Origin of the sequence: Candidatus Nitrotoga sp. M5 (genome assembly GCF_927904885.1) — a bacterium.
GTDB lineage: Bacteria > Pseudomonadota > Gammaproteobacteria > Burkholderiales > Gallionellaceae > Nitrotoga.
In genome coordinates this window covers 1-17,225 of sequence record NZ_CAKMNW010000067.1, presented here as the reverse complement: position 1 = coordinate 17,225, position 17,225 = coordinate 1, and the positions used below count along the sequence as shown (strand labels likewise).

The following is a 17,225-nucleotide window of genomic DNA, read 5'->3' as shown; positions in this document are numbered from 1 at the left end:
GAATTTCTGACGTCTACCTTGGATTCTATACGGGACCACAACCTGTTTCATGCGCCGCGCCTTGAAAAATCTTTAAGCCGAAAACCGAGCAGCCCCAGCACGACGAAATACATCGTCATGCCCATTACGACCAATCCAGTTAACCGCCAGATACGTGTCCAGCCGCTGCTGCTGAGCCAACTTTGCTCACTCCCCATACCAAACCAGAGTGTTAACCCCAGCACCAGCATTGCCGCTCCCAGTTTGGCGAGAAATTTGCCCCAGCCAGGTTCTGGTTGATAGATATCTCGCTTGCGCAGCAGGTAGTACAAGATAGCAGAGTTAAGACAGGACCCAAGACCAATGGCCAACGCCAATCCTGCATGTTGCAGCCAGCCGACAAATAACAGATTCATCGCTTGGGTAGCAAGCAAGGTGATGATGCCGATTTTTACAGGAGTTTTGATATCTTGACGCGCATAAAAAGCCGGTGCCAGCACCTTCACTGAAAGAATACCTATCAGGCCGACGCTATAGCCGACCAGCGCGTTTCGCGTCATAAGCACATCGTGCGCAGTAAACGCGCCATGCTGAAAGAATGTTGCCAAAAGTGGTACTCCAATCATTCCTAATGCAAGTGCCGCAGGTAAGGTAAGCATAAAGACCAGGCGTAAACCCCAGTCGAGTAGCTTGGAATACTCACCCAAATCACCATTGGCGTGATGTTTGGATAGCGATGGCAAGAGAATAGTCGCAATTGCCGCCCCCAGAACGCCGGATGGGAACTCCATCAGACGGTCGGCGAAATAAAGCCAGGATACGCTGCCCGCCACCAGAAATGATGCAAAAATGGTATTAATGATGAGACTGATCTGGCTAATCGACACACCAAATACCGCAGGTCCCATCAGTTTGATGATTCGCCATACGCCCGCATCTTTCAGGTTGAGACGCAAGGTCGGCAGCATGCCAATTTTCTTCAAAAATGGTAACTGAAATGCTAGCTGTACAAATCCAGCTAAAAACACCGCCCATGCCAGTGCCATGATAGGCGGATCAAAATATGGAGCCAGCCATAGCGCAGCGCCGATAAAACACAGGTTAAGCAGAATGGGGGTGAATGCAGGCACCCAAAATTTATTGTAAGTATTGAGTATCCCGGACGCCATGGCGACTAGAGAAATGAAGAATATGTAGGGTGATGAAATGCGCAGCAGCTGGACAGTAAGATCAAACTTCTCCGGCGTCGAAGCAAAACCCGGCGCACTAATATAGATCAAAATCGGTGCTGCAATAATGCCGATTAGCGTAACAATGAACAGGATGATTGCCAGCAATGTGGATACATGATCGACCAATAGCTTGGTTTCCTCATGCCCACGGCGGTTTTTATATTCACCCAAAATTGGCACGAAGGCTTGAGAGAATGCGCCTTCCGCGAATAAACGGCGCAACAGATTAGGCAGCTTGAAAGCGACAAAAAAAGCATCGGTCGCCATGCCTGCACCAAAGACACGCGCAATCAATATATCGCGGATGATGCCAAGTATGCGCGAAGCTAGCGTAAAGCTGCTTATGGTACCAAGAGCTTTAAGCAGATTCATTTATAGTCCGTTTGGAGTGCGCATGAGTCTTGAATCACCGTGTTCTTTGCACAAAACCAGAATTTTCTAGTTGCATAGGTATCACGAGTGGTGTGGCTATCTGAAATTGCCGTAAAGAGCATATTTTTATGCTCAGCCTGAGCGCTATTGAAATCGCTTGATGAACGTATAGAACTTTGCAAGCTTGACAAAATAATTGTAGCAGGGATATTGCATAGCAATAACAAGTTAAATTCACTGACATCATGAAATAGCCTGAAATGGGTATCCACTGCACTCACGTAACAGATCGATTCACCAAAATTGACAAGCCCCCGTTCGGCCCGAGCTTGTCGAAGGCCATTGCTGGCGTGGAACTATCGGTTCGATAAGCTCACCGTGAACGTTAACTAATTTTCTGAACCGTAATACTACGTGCGTCAAGGAGCTCTCCATTTTGGCTGAATGAAATTTCAAATTTTCTCCTTCAGCATTTTCCATGCTTGACCATGCTCAACGCTATCGCCTCAGCGACCTGTATACCGTCCACTGCAGCGGAAAGTATGCCGCCAGCATAACCCGCGCCTTCTCCTGCCGGATAGAGCCCTGATACATTCAGACTTTGAAAATCTTCACGGCGCTTGATGCGTATAGGGGAAGAGGTTCGTGTTTCCACGCCAGTGAGCACAGCATCAAACATGGCAAACCCTTTAAGCTGTTTATCAAATGCGGGGATGGCCTCTCTAATCGCTGTGATAGCGTAATCTGGCAGCGACGTAGACAGATCACACAGGTGCACTCCGGGTGCGTAAGACGGCACAACAGACCCAAGCGTGGTGGAAGGTCGGCTTGCGAGAAAATCACCAATTTTTTGAGCTGGCGCATGGTAATTGCTGCCGCCCAACTCGAAAGCGCGCGTTTCCCAATGACGTTGTAACTCGATGCCGGCTAATGGACCTCCCGGATAATCACTAGGGGTAATGCCCACAACTATCCCACTATTGGCGTTACGCTCGTTGCGCGAATACTGGCTCATGCCGTTGGTAACGACGCGACCTTCCTCGGAAGCTGCAGCAACCACGGTGCCACCTGGACACATGCAGAAGCTATAGACTGAACGGCCATTGTTACAGTGATGAACCAGCTTGTAATCGGCCGCGCCCAGCAAGGGGTTACCAGCGTTCTTACCAAATCGGCCGCGATCGATCAGAGCTTGCGGATGCTCGACGCGGAAACCTATGGAAAAAGCTTTGGCCTCCATATATACGCCGCGCTGATGTAACATGTGGAAAGTGTCGCGTGCGCTATGTCCAACAGCAAGCACGACATGATCACAGGCAATGAGTTCGCCACTAGCGAGCACAACTCCCCTGACTTGCTCGTTGTCTATAACAATATCTTCAACCTTGCTCTGAAAACGAATTTCTCCACCCAAGGCTTCGATGCTTGCACGCATTTCTTCCACCATTCCCACCAGCCGAAACGTGCCGATATGTGGCTTGCTCACATAAAGAATTTCATCTGGCGCACCTGCCTTGACGAATTCCGTAAGCACCTTGCGACCGTAGTGTTTGGGATCTTTAATTTGGCTGTGCAGCTTACCGTCAGAAAATGTTCCCGCACCACCTTCGCCAAACTGCACGTTTGATTCCGGATTGAGTTTGCTTTGCCTCCACAGACCGAAAGTGTCTTTAGTACGCTCGCGCACAGCTTTGCCGCGTTCCAGAACAATCGGACAAAAACCCATTTGCGCCAGAATCAGAGCCGCGAATATTCCACAGGGACCGGTACCAATTACGATTGGACGAGAAGCCAGTTTGGTCGATGCATTTGTTACAAAATGGTAGCTTGTATCCGGTGTGAGTGCGATATGTTTATCGCCTTGTAAGCGCTGAAGCAGTGCAGCTTCGTTCTTGACCTCCACATCCAGCGTATAAGTAAAAATGATGGCGGAGGGCTTGCGGGCATCATAGCTGCGGCGAAATATTGTGTAGCCAATCAGCTCATCCGCGCTAATGTCCAGCCGTTTTAGAAGCGCATTTTTAAGTTCATCATCAGAGTGGTTTAATGGAAGCTTAACTTCAGTCAATCGCAACATGCACAGTATTCCGGATATATTTTGTCAAGGGGTAACAAGAAGCTCATAAATGGCAAAACTACCATTTTACCGCAAGTGGCTTTAATAAGAGGGCGCGTCGAAAAATTCAATCTGTTTTCAGGCGCTGAAAAATTGCTCGATCTGATCAATCGTACAAAGCCGTGCTTCGTCCATATTGGTTATCATCATTGCGATGATCAACCCACTTCTTCAGTTCGACCTCTGCCTTATTAACCGCAAGCCCATCCATCTTTGGAAATACAGATCTCGTACAGGCACACGCCATATTGTATGAGGCTGCAAGTTGACATTTCGTGTGGATATATGTAATCTGCGCGGTCTTTAGGAGAGATGGCCGAGTGGTCGAAGGTACTCCCCTGCTAAGGGAGCGTAGGGTTTATAGCCTTACCGAGGGTTCGAATCCCTCTCTCTCCGCCAAAGCAATAATTTTAAAAACAGTTTTGCGCCCGTAGCTCAGATGGATAGAGTACTTGGCTACGAACCAAGGGGTCGGGCGTTCGAATCGCTCCGGGCGCACCAGTAAATCAAAGGGTTAGGCAGAAATGCATAACCCTTTTTCTTTGTAGATACAGATTGGTGACACTTCTGGTGACACCTTTGCACGACCAGCAAAATAATCACGGGTAGTTGTTTCTTCCCACTTTCTGATGAAGTAGGAGTCTGGCTAAGTCCTGATACCCTGAACGGTATGGAAGAGTTCTGGCTTCAAAACGACAAATCGTTTTCTGCTCCGCATGCTTGCAGAAGAAAATAATCAGTGTATGGATTCACCGCCGGGCTATGAACCTGATACAGAACGGCAGGAAGAAGAAAAGGATGGCTGCCGAGAATGCTAGCAAATCGACTTGTTCTACTTGTCCAGCTACATTTCTGCATTGTCAAGCATCTAGACATCTGGAGTAGGAGCATATTCTTAACGAGACTATGCCAATCCTTCCGCCTTAAGCGCTACTTGAACTGTGGGACGCGCTGCTACACGAGCCACATATTTCGTGGCGCACCGATGTATACACCGGCCGCGGCACCCTCTTAACGCTGATGGAAAGCATAGAACTGAACGAGCGGCTAGGCGTCAAGCACACCCCCGAACTGAAGGAAAGCGTGGTTGACGACCCCGTCACCGGCCACAAGCGCATCAATGACGTTTTCAAGTATCCGACCTGCAGGACCCCGCAGCAGAACTATGCGCAGGCGTTTGCCGACGTACTTAGCGGCGAAGGTGTGAATCAGCGCGACGCGTGGCCCCAGTCGTTCAACGTTGAAGACGTGCTCTATTGGATCGATCACACACGGTACGGCAAACAGGCGGTCTATTTACTCGATTTCAATGCCACCGACCCGGTGAACGAAATCATCATCCAGCCGCCATACAGCAGCATGGACCGGATGGCTTACTTTAAGATGCTAAAGCAGCGCGGTGTGCAAATCATCGCCCCGGCGATGCCGGCGCTGCTTGCGGTCGATGCAAATAACCGCGTGGTACCGTCCAAGCTCGCGAAGGACCTCAATGGCATGGGATTCGATATCATCACATGGACCTTCGAACGGGCCGACCTGCGCGAAGGCGCGTCGAAGGCGGGCTTCTACTACGACTTCGACCCTACGGGCGCGTCGATCAAGAAGGACAGCGATATGTACAAGGCGCTCGACGTGCTTGCGCACGAAGTCAAGATACTCGGGATATTCTCCGACTGGCCGGCGACCATCACCTACTTTGCCAACTGCATGGACCTGAAGTAGCAATGCCTAGGCGGGCCATGGTGCCCGCCCGGCGAACACGGGGAGTTATAAATACATTAACCCGAAGCCTAATAGCAAAATCTCCATAATACGAACGACTAATGGAAATCATGCTGAACATAGAGAAGAAACGTATCAAGGATTAATTTTTTGCTAGCAGAGCAGTAATTAGGCTGCCAGAATCATAAAGTGAAAGTGATAGAGCATTGTAATAATGCGTGGCCGCTTCGCTCTATGGTGGAAGTTGTGGATGGCTACCTCCTCGGCACCTTCATGCTTATTTTTACGCTTGGCATGTATGAATTGTTTGTCAGCGACATTGACGAAGCACATGGTAGCGAGACTTCCAGCAAGATCTTTATGATCGTGATCTAGACGACCTTAAGGGGTGGCTGGCCAAGGTAATCTTGGTGATCCTGGATCATCACCCTGTTCAAAAGAAGCACTGAACTTGAAGATATCGACTTCGCTCGATTTGCTTTATCTCGGCGGCGTTATCGCCCTAATCGGCGCATCTTTGTTTCTGAATATAAGGCAGAAGACCACGAATAAGATAGTCATAACTCGTCAACAAAAAGAAATTATTCCGGCCTTTCACAAAGAGATTAATGCCGCGATGTTGCTAAACAAATGTGATATGTTATTACTGTTAACAGAAAGAAGATTAAATTCGTGTCTACTACGTTTGAAGCTCCACGTTGGTTACGTGACCTAACCAGATTTTTGCCGCTGAAAAGCCAATTTGTCCTGTCCGGAAATATTCGTGACTTGCAGGTGACCGAGGTTGCGCCAAGCTCTATTACGCCGCAAAACTTTAATCAGGCCTTAGGTGACGCGTTACAACGTTCTGGGTATGCCCATATCTTTCTGTTCGATGTGATAGCTGGATTTCAGGTAGTCAATACTCCGGGCGTGGATGTTCAACATTCAGAGGAGGTTCTTAGAACCTTGGGCCTTACGGTAACTAACGGTCGGGCTTCGGCCTCGATTGACTTGCTTAGTGCGACTCTAGAAAGGGTAGTCGGTTATCAGCAAGAGCCAATTGTTCTAATGGTCGATTTTGCGTCGCGACTTGTCACTCGCCCAGCGTCTCTGAGCCTGGCCGAGCACCAGTTGTTTACTCGGGCGCTCGTGCTTTCGCACCAGGCTAGGAGCAGACCGGCAGGCGATCCCCCAAAACCCTTTTTCAATACCGTTATTTGGGTAGTCGACAAAGAGGGGGACCTACCGGATTGGTTGCTGGTTGACAATCCTAGAATGCGCCATATTCCAGTCCCGAAGCCAGACCACATCGCACGTCGCGCACTGGCGCCGGCTTTGCTACGGCCATTGGCCGGTTCCCTTGATGCAACGGATGATAGCCGGATCAAGGCGATTGACGCCTTCGTGGTAGGCACGGAAGGGATGTTACTCATTGACCTGAACGCCATCGCAGTTCTTGCAAAGGTCGAAAAAGTGCCCCTCGCTAAAATTGCTGATGCGGTTCGCCGGTACAAGGTTGGCGTCACTGAGGATCCATGGCTGCGCATCGATCGCGACAAAATTCGCTTTGCTGAGTCGTCTATCAGGCTCCGGGTGAAGGGACAGTCTAAAGCGATCGTTCACATGCTGGACATTGTTAAGCGGGCAATGACCGGTGTCGGCGGGAACCGCCGGGGCAACAGGCCCCGTGGCGTCGCTTTCCTCGCTGGCCCAACAGGAGTAGGGAAAACTGAGCTAGCCAAGACGCTTACCAGCCTGCTTTTCGGTGATGAAAATGCCTATATTAGGTTTGATATGTCGGAATTTAGCGCAGAGCATTCGGACCAAAGGCTCATTGGAGCGCCGCCGGGCTATATCGGTTATGACGTTGGTGGTGAGTTGACCAATGCGGTCCGTGAGAAGCCATTCAGCGTTTTGCTATTCGACGAAATTGAGAAGGCGCATCCGCGAGTGCTCGATAAATTCCTTCAGATCCTTGATGACGGGGTTCTTACCTCCGGGCGAGGAGATCGGGTGTATTTTTCCGAGGCGCTGATAGTGTTCACCTCGAATTTGGGTATCTACCGAACCACAGAGGCAGGCGAGCGGGTACCAAACGTTGAGGCGACAGAGCCCTACGAGGTAGTCCAGAGCAAAATCATCGCAGAGATCAGCCGACATTTCAAACTTGTCCTCAACAGGCCGGAAATTCTCAATCGCATTGGTGAGAATGTCATTGTTTTTGATTTCATTCGAGAGGACATAGCGATTCAAATATTCGACCAGATGGTTGAAAACACGCTTGCAGACCTTGAAGAACAAGGCTTCCACGTCAGCGTCACTAGCGAGTCGATGGATACGCTGCGGCAGATTTCCCTGAAGAATCTTTCAAACGGCGGCCGAGGCATTCGCAATCAAGTTGAAGCACGTCTGCTCAATCCGCTGGCACGCAAGCTGTTCGATATCGGGGCGAAACCAGGAGATCGCTTTGAGATTTGTGTCCTTGAATCGTCGAACCTCGTACTCGAAAAGGTTTAACGTTGCGATCCGAGCGAATCAGCATCTCCAGAGTCCACTTCCCAATTACAACGCTCGGACCGGGGCGCCGGATTGGCATTTGGTTTCAGGGCTGTTCAATTCGATGTACAGGTTGTATTTCTGCGGATACATGGGCGGACGATCGCGGTTTAACCGACGTAGCGAATCTACTTGCGGAGATCTCACCTTGGGTAGCTGAGGCAGATGGTGTGACGATCACCGGCGGTGAACCTTTCAATCAGCAGGCTGCGCTCCTTGAAGTTCTCAGGGGGCTGAACCTTCGCGATGATCAGGACTTACTACTCTTCAGCGGCTACGCGGTCGAGCGTCTCAGTGAAACATTGGCGCTCGCCTCAGGTTTGATTGATGCACTGATTTCCGATCCCTTCGATCTTTCCGCATCTCAAACGCTTGCATTGCGGGGTAGCGACAATCAGCGACTGCACCTTCTCACGGACCTCGGTCGCGTAAGGTTCGAAACGTATAACAGGCAGTTGGTAGACGCCGACCGTTCGTTGGACGTCATGTTCGACGATAGCGGTACGGTCTGGTTGGCAGGGATCCCGAGGCGCGGAGACATGTTGCGCTTACGTCATTTGTTGTCCATACAGGGTGACGACATTAGAACGACTGACGCGACTCGCCATTTACCATGACTTCGATTGTTCGATTTTGCCCAAATTGTAAGACTGAGCGTTCGCTTGAGGAGCTTTTCTGCGACGGGGAAATCAACGACCGGCGCTGCCATTGGAATCTTTCAGACGAGCCAATACGACAAAAGGGGTGGCGCCCTGCGCCAATCGTCACTGCCGAGCAAGCCACACAGGTGATACAACCGTCGACATGCATTAACGGACATACGCTCGATCCCACTGACTTAATTTGCACCACCTGTGGCGGGGACCGTGCTCTGACAATCGAATTTGATCTCACACCGTCCCCACCAGCAAGCGCAGTAGAGCGGGATGCAACCGAGCCTTTGCACGAGACAGTGATCGATGGTTGGCGAATATTGCGCCAGATTGGAAGCACTGCTCGCATTCGAGATAGGTATGTCGTCGCACGAGTCGATGGAGACCAACAAGCAGTACTGACCCTCTACCATCACGGGTCCGAACCAGATCCATCGGTCTACGATGCTCTAAAACGGCTTCCTCGCGAGCACGTGCCCGAGATATTCGCTACGGGCCGATGGAACGACGGACACTATGAAGTTGCCGAACTGTTAACTGGCGGTTCGCTCAACGACCTTGGAATTGTGGCGACCGACACTGAAAGCATTCGAAGTATTGTATGCGAACTCGGAGAGGCCTTACACGCGTTTTCAGAAGTCGGTTTGCGTCACCGTAACCTGCGCCCCGATGCAGTGTTGGTCAGACACTCTGATCCGCTAGATCTGGTCATCGGGGGGTTTGAAGCGGCAAAATTCTCGGACTTCGACCTTGATATCGTAGCTCCCTTAGAACTTACGCGTTATACGGCGCCCGAAGCGGTAGCTGGCGCGGTTGCGGCAGCATCAGACTGGTGGAGCCTTGGGATGATCATCCTAGAGCAGATTACTCGCGGCGAATGCTTTAGGGGTATCAACGACCGGGCTTATCTGATCCACATTATCGCCAACGGCGTCAGCCTACCAGGCAATCTCGATTCGTCAATTAAGCTTTTACTCCGTGGGTTACTGGCGAGGGATCGCCACCAACGCTGGCGCTGGGAACAAGTTCAAGCTTGGCTTGATGGCGATCCAGTTACCGCCCCTCCGGAATCGGCACAAACCGAGGTCGATTCCACCGGCAGTTCGATTGGCCTCGGTGGGCAACATTACCGACAACCCGCGCTCTTTGCGCTGGCAGCGGCTGAAAGCCAACACTGGGAAGAAGCGAGAAACCATCTCGTGCGCGGTGTCATTGTGACCTGGGCCCAAGAAGTGCAATTGTCTCCCAAATTGCTGGCTGGCCTGCGGCGAGTCGGGCAGCATGAGTCCCTTGACGAAAACTTCCGCCTCATGCTGGCACTTAAGCTGTTAAACCCAGAGATGCCGCTGATACACAAAGGTGAAATTGTCACACCCAGATGGCTGCTAGATCATCCGATTGAAGGTTACGATCTGATTGCCGGCGCCGTTCCAGACCTGCTTGACGAGTTACATATGGAGACGTGGCTATCGCTGCTGAAGAGACGTGCCGAGGTAGTTAGGACGCGGGCAAAGTACCATGGCATCCAGCTTGACGAGGGGGCGCTACGAGTCAACATACTATGCACGTCACATGCTCGCCTCGCCGCTGTTTGGGAAGAGCGGCGTCGCTTGCTTCCCGATACAGCCGATCATGGGTTGCTGTCAATTGCTGAGCGGACGACAATCAGCGAAGAGGACCTAATTATTCTATTGAGTGCGCCGATCGGGTTGTTCCGGTCTTGTGACGCTGTTGTCCAAGAGGCCCAGGACTTGGCTAAATCGAATGGGCTAGACCTGTTTGACTCCACTGGCGCTCGAGCAAACGTTGAACTTCCTCGTATTGAATTGATGCGAGCGGTCGGTGACCGTATCACCGGCTTTGCCAGTTGTCCTTATGCCGCACTTAATGATTGGGCCGGCCAGTTTCGAATTGAACGACGTATCTCGCTTTCTCGCGCGCTTGTAATTCTCGCCGTGCCTTCGAATCAGTGGCAGGAACCACAGAAGCAGCAGTATGTATCCCAAATTCTTGATTTTTTCGAAAAGAAAATTTCCACGACCGTGATGCGTGGCCCGTTAGTCCGGATGACCATTGGCAAGACCACTGCAAGAGTTGACCTATGCGAGCTCGGCACTGAGCGGATTCCTGCTTCATCTATGTTGGAACACCTGCTCAAGCGAGATCAAAAGTCATTTTTGGTCGATCCTGCTGCATTCTCTATGATAGGAACGACTGAGGGTCGACTGCAAAGTCTTTCGCGTCACACCGCGCTCTATAAGCGAGACACAGGCATTGATGGACTGTATCTTGGTTTCCCATTTTTGTTGGTGCGTGATGCAAATGTGTCGACAAAGACACGCATAGCGCCCCTGTTGCTATGGCCTGTTAAGGTTCATCTGGAGATCGGACATCGAGGACAGGCGCTGTTATCTTTCGACAAAGACAGGGAGGAAGTTCGCGTCAATCCTGCGCTTGAAGGAATTGTTGGCGCGGACGACGTGAAGCTTTGGCGTAAGACGGCCGACGAGATGCTCAGCAGATCCTCGCTGAAAATTGCGGAGGTTATGGATGCGTTCGGAACTTCCGCGCAACTAAGGGCAAGAACGCTTGGGGCACTGCCTAGCCCGAGTACGGAGTTGCCACCTCGTACTCAAGAGTTGGACTGCTCTGCGGTGCTATTTCATGTCACGTTCATTGGGCAAGCTATCGGGGAAGACCTGCGTCAGCTTAAGAATAATTCGACAGCTGGCACGTCACTCGAAACCGCGTTGCGACTTAACGTAGTGTCTAAATATGCAGATGAACCCTTTAAGGAACCGCGCGAGTTAGAGCGCTTCTTCACGGTGTCTAGTGACCCATCGCAGGAAGCTGCAGTGCTTCAAGCTCGCTGTGCACCTGGCCTTCTTGTTGAAGGCCCTCCCGGAACAGGGAAGAGTCAGACCATCGTGAATATGGTTGGCGATGCAATTGGACGGCGAAAAAGCCTACTTATCGTGTGTCAGAAGCACGCCGCACTTGAGGTCGTGAGCAAGCGGTTAGTAGCCGAAGGGTTGGGCGATCGTATCATCATGGTCAATGACGTCAACAAAGACCGAAATCCAGTCATTAAAGCAATTCGAGAGCAGATTGAGAATTCGTCTCGTAGTGGAGATCCCTGTGCCGCCGTCCGGCGTAGCCGTGAAAGCGTTGCTGCTCACATTGAGGCATTGGAGTGTGAGTTAGATAGGCACCACGAGGCGTTACACAAAGTCGACGAGCACTTTGGAGTAAGTTATCGGAGCTTGCTTGGCGAGCTCATAGATCTTGAGCGACCGTCGGCCCCTCTTGATTTGCCTGCCTTGCGCCCTCTGTTGCAAAAGCGAAGCACGAGTAATTTGGCTACTCTGGAAGAAGAGGTTGCTCCTCTAGTGCGATATTGGCTTCCTGCCAACTTTGAAGGTAGCCCACTCGTTCAACTGCAACCGTTCGAGCCGGACCGAGCCACCCTTTCAGACTTCCAAGCTGCCTTTTCGCGCTTTGTCGAAGTTGAGCGAATTAGATGCGAAGTTCTCCTTAGCCGGCCGGCCTCTTTCGAGGTTGATGATCCCGTTTCACACCAAAATTGGCTAGGAACCCACGGTCATAGATTCTTGCAACTCTCGGACCCACAACGACTATTTCTCGCTCGGTGGCTACCAATTTTTCGTACTTCGAAACAAGAGGATACGCCAGGCAAAGAAGTGCTGAGTGGCCTTGCGGAGCTGATTCGTGAATTGGAGACTTGTGCCAGTCAATATTATGATCAACGACTCTCTCCGGTGCTTAGTAAGATGCAGCACAGCGAACTTAAGGCGTTGATGAAAAGGGCAGCATACGTGACCCGGGATGTTCCTTGGTTTTGTCGCCTCTATCCGATAAGGTTCTTGCGAAAAAAATGGTTGTTTAGTTTTTTGCGTAGGTACGGAGCAGAAACGCACGAACGAATTATTGCACTTCTGCATGCAGGGCGACTTGAAGAGCAATGGAGGCCATTGCGGGCTGATTTAGCCAAAATATATGAAGTACTTCAATTGCCTGCGATCTCGGCAGATGCCGGCCCGACCTTGCATCAAGATGCAAAGATGACTGCTGCAACGCTAGCCGAGGTTGCTCATCTCGCAGGATTGCTGGCTTCAGCACCATCGCGCGAGAGAATGGACGCGACAGCACTTGAGGGAAGTTGCGAGGCATTTCTGAAGCTTTTTGCTACCTTTGATGCGGCGTTTGCACGCTTTGAGGTTCGTCGTGCGAGTCTTTCGGCTTTGAATACCTTGGCTAGCTGGGCAGAGAAGACGTTGGTTGAACAATGTAGATCGTCTATTACGTCAAATCAGCCAAACCAGTCACGGATAGAGGAAATCGAAAGAGCTTTGCCGACCCTGGGCGCCTATCAACACTTCCGATGTCGTGCGCAGCGATTAAGTCCTGAAGCGCTGGCAACATTTTTGTTACTGCGTACTAAGGAGGAGCAGCTAAGGGATGTGGCGCAATCAAATCTTGAGAACGAAGTCCGGCGAATTCTTAACAGAGAAGCTCGGCTGGGGTGGAAGCGAGCTATGGAACACGCGGCTCCAGACTTGCAGTTAGAGCAAGCTGAACTCAAGGGTAAGGTGGCACGTCTCGCAGCTTGGGACGTTGAAATGCGTTCTCTGAATCGAAATTTCCTCAAGAACGACTTCGACCTCGCAAATATTTCTGGGCCTCGAGAGTGGGACGATTTCACCCGCTTGACCGGCCATCGAGCGAGACGGTTGCGTGAATTTATTGAGGGTACCGTCCCTTTGGGGCTGATGAAGCTTAGGCCGGTGTGGCTGATGAACCCGGATGTGGCCAGCCGCGTTTTGCCACTTAAATCTGCTTTATTTGACGTGGTTATTTATGACGAAGCATCGCAAATTCCGGTCGAACACGCGTTGCCGACGTTATTCCGTGGCCGCATCTGCGTAGTTAGCGGGGATGAAAAACAGATGCCACCAACGGCCTTCTTCGCCGGCAAGGTCGAGAATGATGAGGCTGAAGCGTTCGATGGTGAAACTCCAGATGACGAGGCCTCAGACGAAGAACGCGATGCCTTTGAGGAAACATGGAACCGGCGTGAGATCAAGGATTGCCCGGACCTTCTTCAGCTGGCTAGAACCAATCTACCTAATACGACGTTGCAAATCCATTATCGTTCCGATTACCGCGAACTCATTAGTTTCTCGAATGCTTGTTTCTACGGGAATCATCTTAGTGTCCCTGTGCGGCATCCCGAGTCGACGGTTCGTAGTGTTCGACCGATTGAAGTTATCCGAACGGACAGTGTCTATCAGGAGCAAACCAATCCAGGTGAGGCAGCCAAAGTGGTCGAAGTTCTTGCCAATTTATGGCTAAGGCCCTACCTCGAACGGCCATCTGTTGGCGTCGTTACCTTTAATCGAAAACAGGCAGACCTCATTGAGGACTTGTTGGAGCAGCAAGCTGAACGGGATAGCGGTTTCAGAGACGCATATTGTCAAGAACGCGAGCGTGTCGATCAGGGAGAGGATATGGCTGTTTTCGTAAAGAACGTCGAAAATGTTCAAGGTGATGAACGGGATTGGATCATCTTTTCATCTACCTTTGGGCGAAACAGCCAAGGAACTTTTCGGCGACTTTTCGGCGTGCTGGGGCAGAAAGGAGGTGAGCGCCGTCTGAACGTTGCCGTGACACGTGCTCGGAAAAAAATAATCATGGTGACGTCAATGCCGATCAGGGATATATCTGACGTGCTCAGTACGCATCAACCCCCGGCAACACCAAGAGATTTTCTCCAAGGCTACATGGAGTATGCCCGCACGATGTCAGGAGGTGAGTTTGAGACGTCCCGAGCTCTCCTGAAACGCATGGCTGTAATTCCTGATGGACGCAATGATGGTGGTCGCATTCGTTCGGATGATGGCTTCAGTAAGTCTGTGGCTGAATATTTAGAGGCTGTAACAGGGAACGTTATCGGCTCTCCAGAAGACGATGCATTTGGACTCGATTTTGCCATCGAGGATCCGGTAACCGGACTTTTTGCGATCGGCATTGAATGCGATGCTCCTCGCCATAAGTTACTTTCTCGGGCGCGTGCCCGCGAAGTTTGGAGACCTGGCGTGCTCTGTAAAACTGTTCCAATTATTCACCGTGTGTCGTCTCACGCTTGGTATCACTCACCGGAAGAAGAGCGTAATCGATTACGAACAGCTATCTTCGTGGCCATGAATCGTCCGGTGGCAGCATGAGCGGACCGAAGGTCGTTAGAGTTGTTACTCGAGAAGAGTTGGTTGCGACCTGTATTGCACTCCTTCGTCAGTTTGACAGGGCTGCTGAGCGTTGGAAACAAGAGTGTGAGCGGCTTGGAAATCTGGATCAGGCTGAGATGGCATCCTTCCAAAAGATACGGGAGAGCTTAGCCGCCTGTTTGGTTCAAAATCGATTTGCGGAGATACAGCAGCGGGTGCCTGCGGAGATTGCGTTTCTTTCCAGAGATATTCAGCAACGTTGTGATCGTGCTGCGGAAGCTGCAGCGAGCGCACTTCAGCAGGCAAGACAGCAGAGGGAGAATGCTGCATTCTTGGCGCGCGAACTCCGACGACAAGTCCCTGAGTGCGAGACGGCAATTCTTGCCATGCTTGACCGAATTGCCAAGGGTGCAAGTTTGAATAGCGATGCTGAGGCCATTCTTGCCAAGGGATTCATGATTTTGACGGACCGTGGCACTACGGCTGGCCTAACCGATACTCAGCGCAACTTAGCTAAACAACTGACACCAAGCGGAGACCGAGAGACTTTTGATGATTGGAAACGAGCGCGTGTGCGACAGCAGGATGCACGCCTAATTAGCGTTGAGTTGCGACTATCAGAGATTGAAGCATACCTAGGTACGGACGCAACCACTACCTTTGCGATCCGCCTTCGAGCGATTGAATCTGAGCCGCATGGTGTTAGCACAAACATGCGGATTGATGCGCTAATCCTTGATCTGGTTACTGCCGTTCGGGCGCTTAAAGAGGGGGCTGCCATAGTGATCAAAGCTCGGGAATTGGCAGATGATCTCGCCGCAACAGATGATGGTCTAAATAACGAAGCTATGGCTTTGCGTGTCGATATTGAGCGATTAATTGACACCAAGGATTTCGCGGGCCTGGCTATTTTGATGAAGACTGGCAGAGATTTCATGTCGGCTTTGTCTCGGCGCAATGCTGCAGCAGCCCGACGTCAGTCAATTCTGTCGGGGCTATCTGCTCTAGGATATGAACTCCGTGAGGGTATGGCAACTGCTTGGGCGGAAGGGGGACGCGTCGTGCTTCGAAAGCCCGCGTTGCCTGGATACGGGCTCGAACTTGCTGGCCCCACTGATGTGACGCGGCTTCAGGTGTGTGCCGTCGCTTTTCAGGTCGACCGAAATACCGCTCGTGACCGAGAAGTTGAGACGGAATGGTGCGGCGACTTCAGCAAACTACAGGGATTGTTTGTCGCCAAGGGTGGGTCCATAACGATCGAGAAAGCGCTAGGAATCGGTGAAACGCCGCTGAAACTGGTCGAGAATCCTGGACCTGCTGACGTACTGGATATGGAGCCTAAAATAAGTTCTGCTAAAACCGGTTATTTCCAGTAGACAGCTGCTTGTGTATCACTAATCATCGTTTCGCTGACGCCAGCAACAATGCCGCCGCGCGGACTCCACTAGGTCTTTCAATGGGCGGAGAGCCTCTGCTACGTGACGATTTAGAATGGCTGGTCGGGGGGACACACAAATTGGACTTCTATACAAACCTCATCACCAGCGGGATACCCCTTACAAGGCAAAGATTGATTCACCTACGGGATGCTTGGCACGATAGTGTATAGGTCTCGTTTCAAAGCGTGAATAAAACTGTGGCGAAGAGAATTTGTAAACGTCCTGCATTACATCAGAAATTGATCGTTGCTGAATGGATGAAAACGAGCCTGTCAAATGAGGAGTGGTATGGGTTCAATCAGCCCGGCGTCATCGCGTAATCCAACGCGATTGAGCTCACGAGAGACAGGCCAGGCCTGCATATCCTCCGCGTTATAGAGGCGAATCATCGAGAGCAGTTTATCGGTTTGGCGTTCTTGCGGTGACAGCCAAGCCTCCCATTGGCCGACGTCCAAGATAACTGGCATGCGATCATGAAGTCCGTCCATGAGCGAGTTTGCTGTGGTAGTGATAATGCAACAGCTTTCAACCGGCGCGCCATCTTCAGGCTGCCATGTTTCCCAAAGACCGGCGAAAGCCAAAGGATCGCCGGTCTTCAGATTGATATACCAGGGATGCTTGATGCGATTCTGCGTTTTCCATTCGTAGAAACCAGACGCAGGAATGATACATCGGCGATATTTGAAGGCAGACCTGAATGCCACTAAGTTAAGCCCTTTTAGCAAGGAAAAAGAGCTGAAAATTAATGAGTGAAATGGCATAATTCGCCATCCAAAATACAACGCTTTTATTCCCTGGTTTTCACCTCCCAACACTTCGTAAAACACCTCGCTCAGCGAGTCAGAAACTTGCCGATGAGATCGCAAAGTTAAAGCAAAAATCGTTTAGTCAACTAGGTGAATGTTTTCGAAATTTCATTCCCAATCAGT

9 protein-coding genes and 2 tRNA genes are annotated in these 17,225 nt (G+C 51.0%); 8 read left to right on the top strand and 3 right to left on the bottom strand.

The window, feature by feature from the left end; translation table 11 throughout:
* Positions 1 to 47: 47 nt before the first annotated feature.
* Both murJ and MJ770_RS12360 read right to left on the bottom strand, forming a co-directional pair.
* Positions 48 to 1,583, bottom strand: a complete 1,536-nt coding sequence (gene murJ / locus MJ770_RS12365) for a murein biosynthesis integral membrane protein MurJ (RefSeq protein WP_239254830.1) — start codon at positions 1,581 to 1,583, stop codon at positions 48 to 50.
* A 466-nt stretch (positions 1,584 to 2,049) separates the two neighbouring features.
* Positions 2,050 to 3,660: an NAD(P)/FAD-dependent oxidoreductase gene (locus tag MJ770_RS12360; RefSeq protein ID WP_239254821.1), complete on the bottom strand. Its 1,611-nt coding sequence runs from the start codon at positions 3,658 to 3,660 to the stop codon at positions 2,050 to 2,052.
* A 345-nt stretch (positions 3,661 to 4,005) separates the two neighbouring features.
* On the opposite strand from MJ770_RS12360, the gene MJ770_RS12355 reads away from it, so the two are divergent.
* The 8 genes from MJ770_RS12355 to MJ770_RS12320 all read left to right on the top strand — a co-directional run bounded on the left by MJ770_RS12355 (position 4,006) and on the right by MJ770_RS12320 (position 16,233).
* Positions 4,006 to 4,098 (top strand) — tRNA-Ser (locus MJ770_RS12355).
* 25 nt (positions 4,099 to 4,123) lie between these two features.
* Positions 4,124 to 4,200: transfer RNA gene (locus tag MJ770_RS12350), tRNA-Arg, on the top strand.
* A gap of 519 nt (positions 4,201 to 4,719) precedes the next feature.
* Positions 4,720 to 5,421, top strand: coding sequence for a hypothetical protein (locus MJ770_RS12345; RefSeq protein WP_239254819.1), 702 nt, complete (start codon positions 4,720 to 4,722; stop codon positions 5,419 to 5,421).
* A 246-nt stretch (positions 5,422 to 5,667) separates the two neighbouring features.
* Positions 5,668 to 5,796: a YqhA family protein gene (locus MJ770_RS12340; protein ID WP_239254817.1), complete on the top strand. Its 129-nt coding sequence runs from the start codon at positions 5,668 to 5,670 to the stop codon at positions 5,794 to 5,796.
* Positions 5,797 to 6,093: 297 nt separating this feature from the next.
* Positions 6,094 to 7,920, top strand: coding sequence for an AAA family ATPase (locus MJ770_RS12335; RefSeq protein ID WP_239254815.1), 1,827 nt, complete (start codon positions 6,094 to 6,096; stop codon positions 7,918 to 7,920).
* Between the two features lie 2 nt (positions 7,921 to 7,922).
* Positions 7,923 to 8,576 carry a 4Fe-4S single cluster domain-containing protein gene (locus MJ770_RS12330; RefSeq protein WP_239254811.1) on the top strand — a complete coding sequence of 218 codons (654 nt, stop codon included), beginning with the start codon at positions 7,923 to 7,925 and terminating at the stop codon, positions 8,574 to 8,576.
* Positions 8,573 to 14,857, top strand: coding sequence for an AAA domain-containing protein (locus MJ770_RS12325; protein WP_239254810.1), 6,285 nt, complete (start codon positions 8,573 to 8,575; stop codon positions 14,855 to 14,857). The genes MJ770_RS12330 and MJ770_RS12325 overlap by 4 nt, the downstream gene beginning before the upstream one ends.
* Positions 14,854 to 16,233, top strand: a complete 1,380-nt coding sequence (locus MJ770_RS12320; protein WP_239254802.1) for a hypothetical protein — start codon at positions 14,854 to 14,856, stop codon at positions 16,231 to 16,233. Before MJ770_RS12325 ends, MJ770_RS12320 begins: the two co-directional genes overlap by 4 nt.
* A gap of 335 nt (positions 16,234 to 16,568) precedes the next feature.
* Here MJ770_RS12320 and MJ770_RS12315 read toward each other — a convergent pair whose 3' ends face one another.
* The gene (locus MJ770_RS12315; RefSeq protein ID WP_239254800.1) at positions 16,569 to 17,057 is read right to left on the bottom strand and encodes an SOS response-associated peptidase; all 489 of its coding nucleotides are present in this window, start codon (positions 17,055 to 17,057) and stop codon (positions 16,569 to 16,571) included.
* Positions 17,058 to 17,225: the final 168 nt, after the last annotated feature.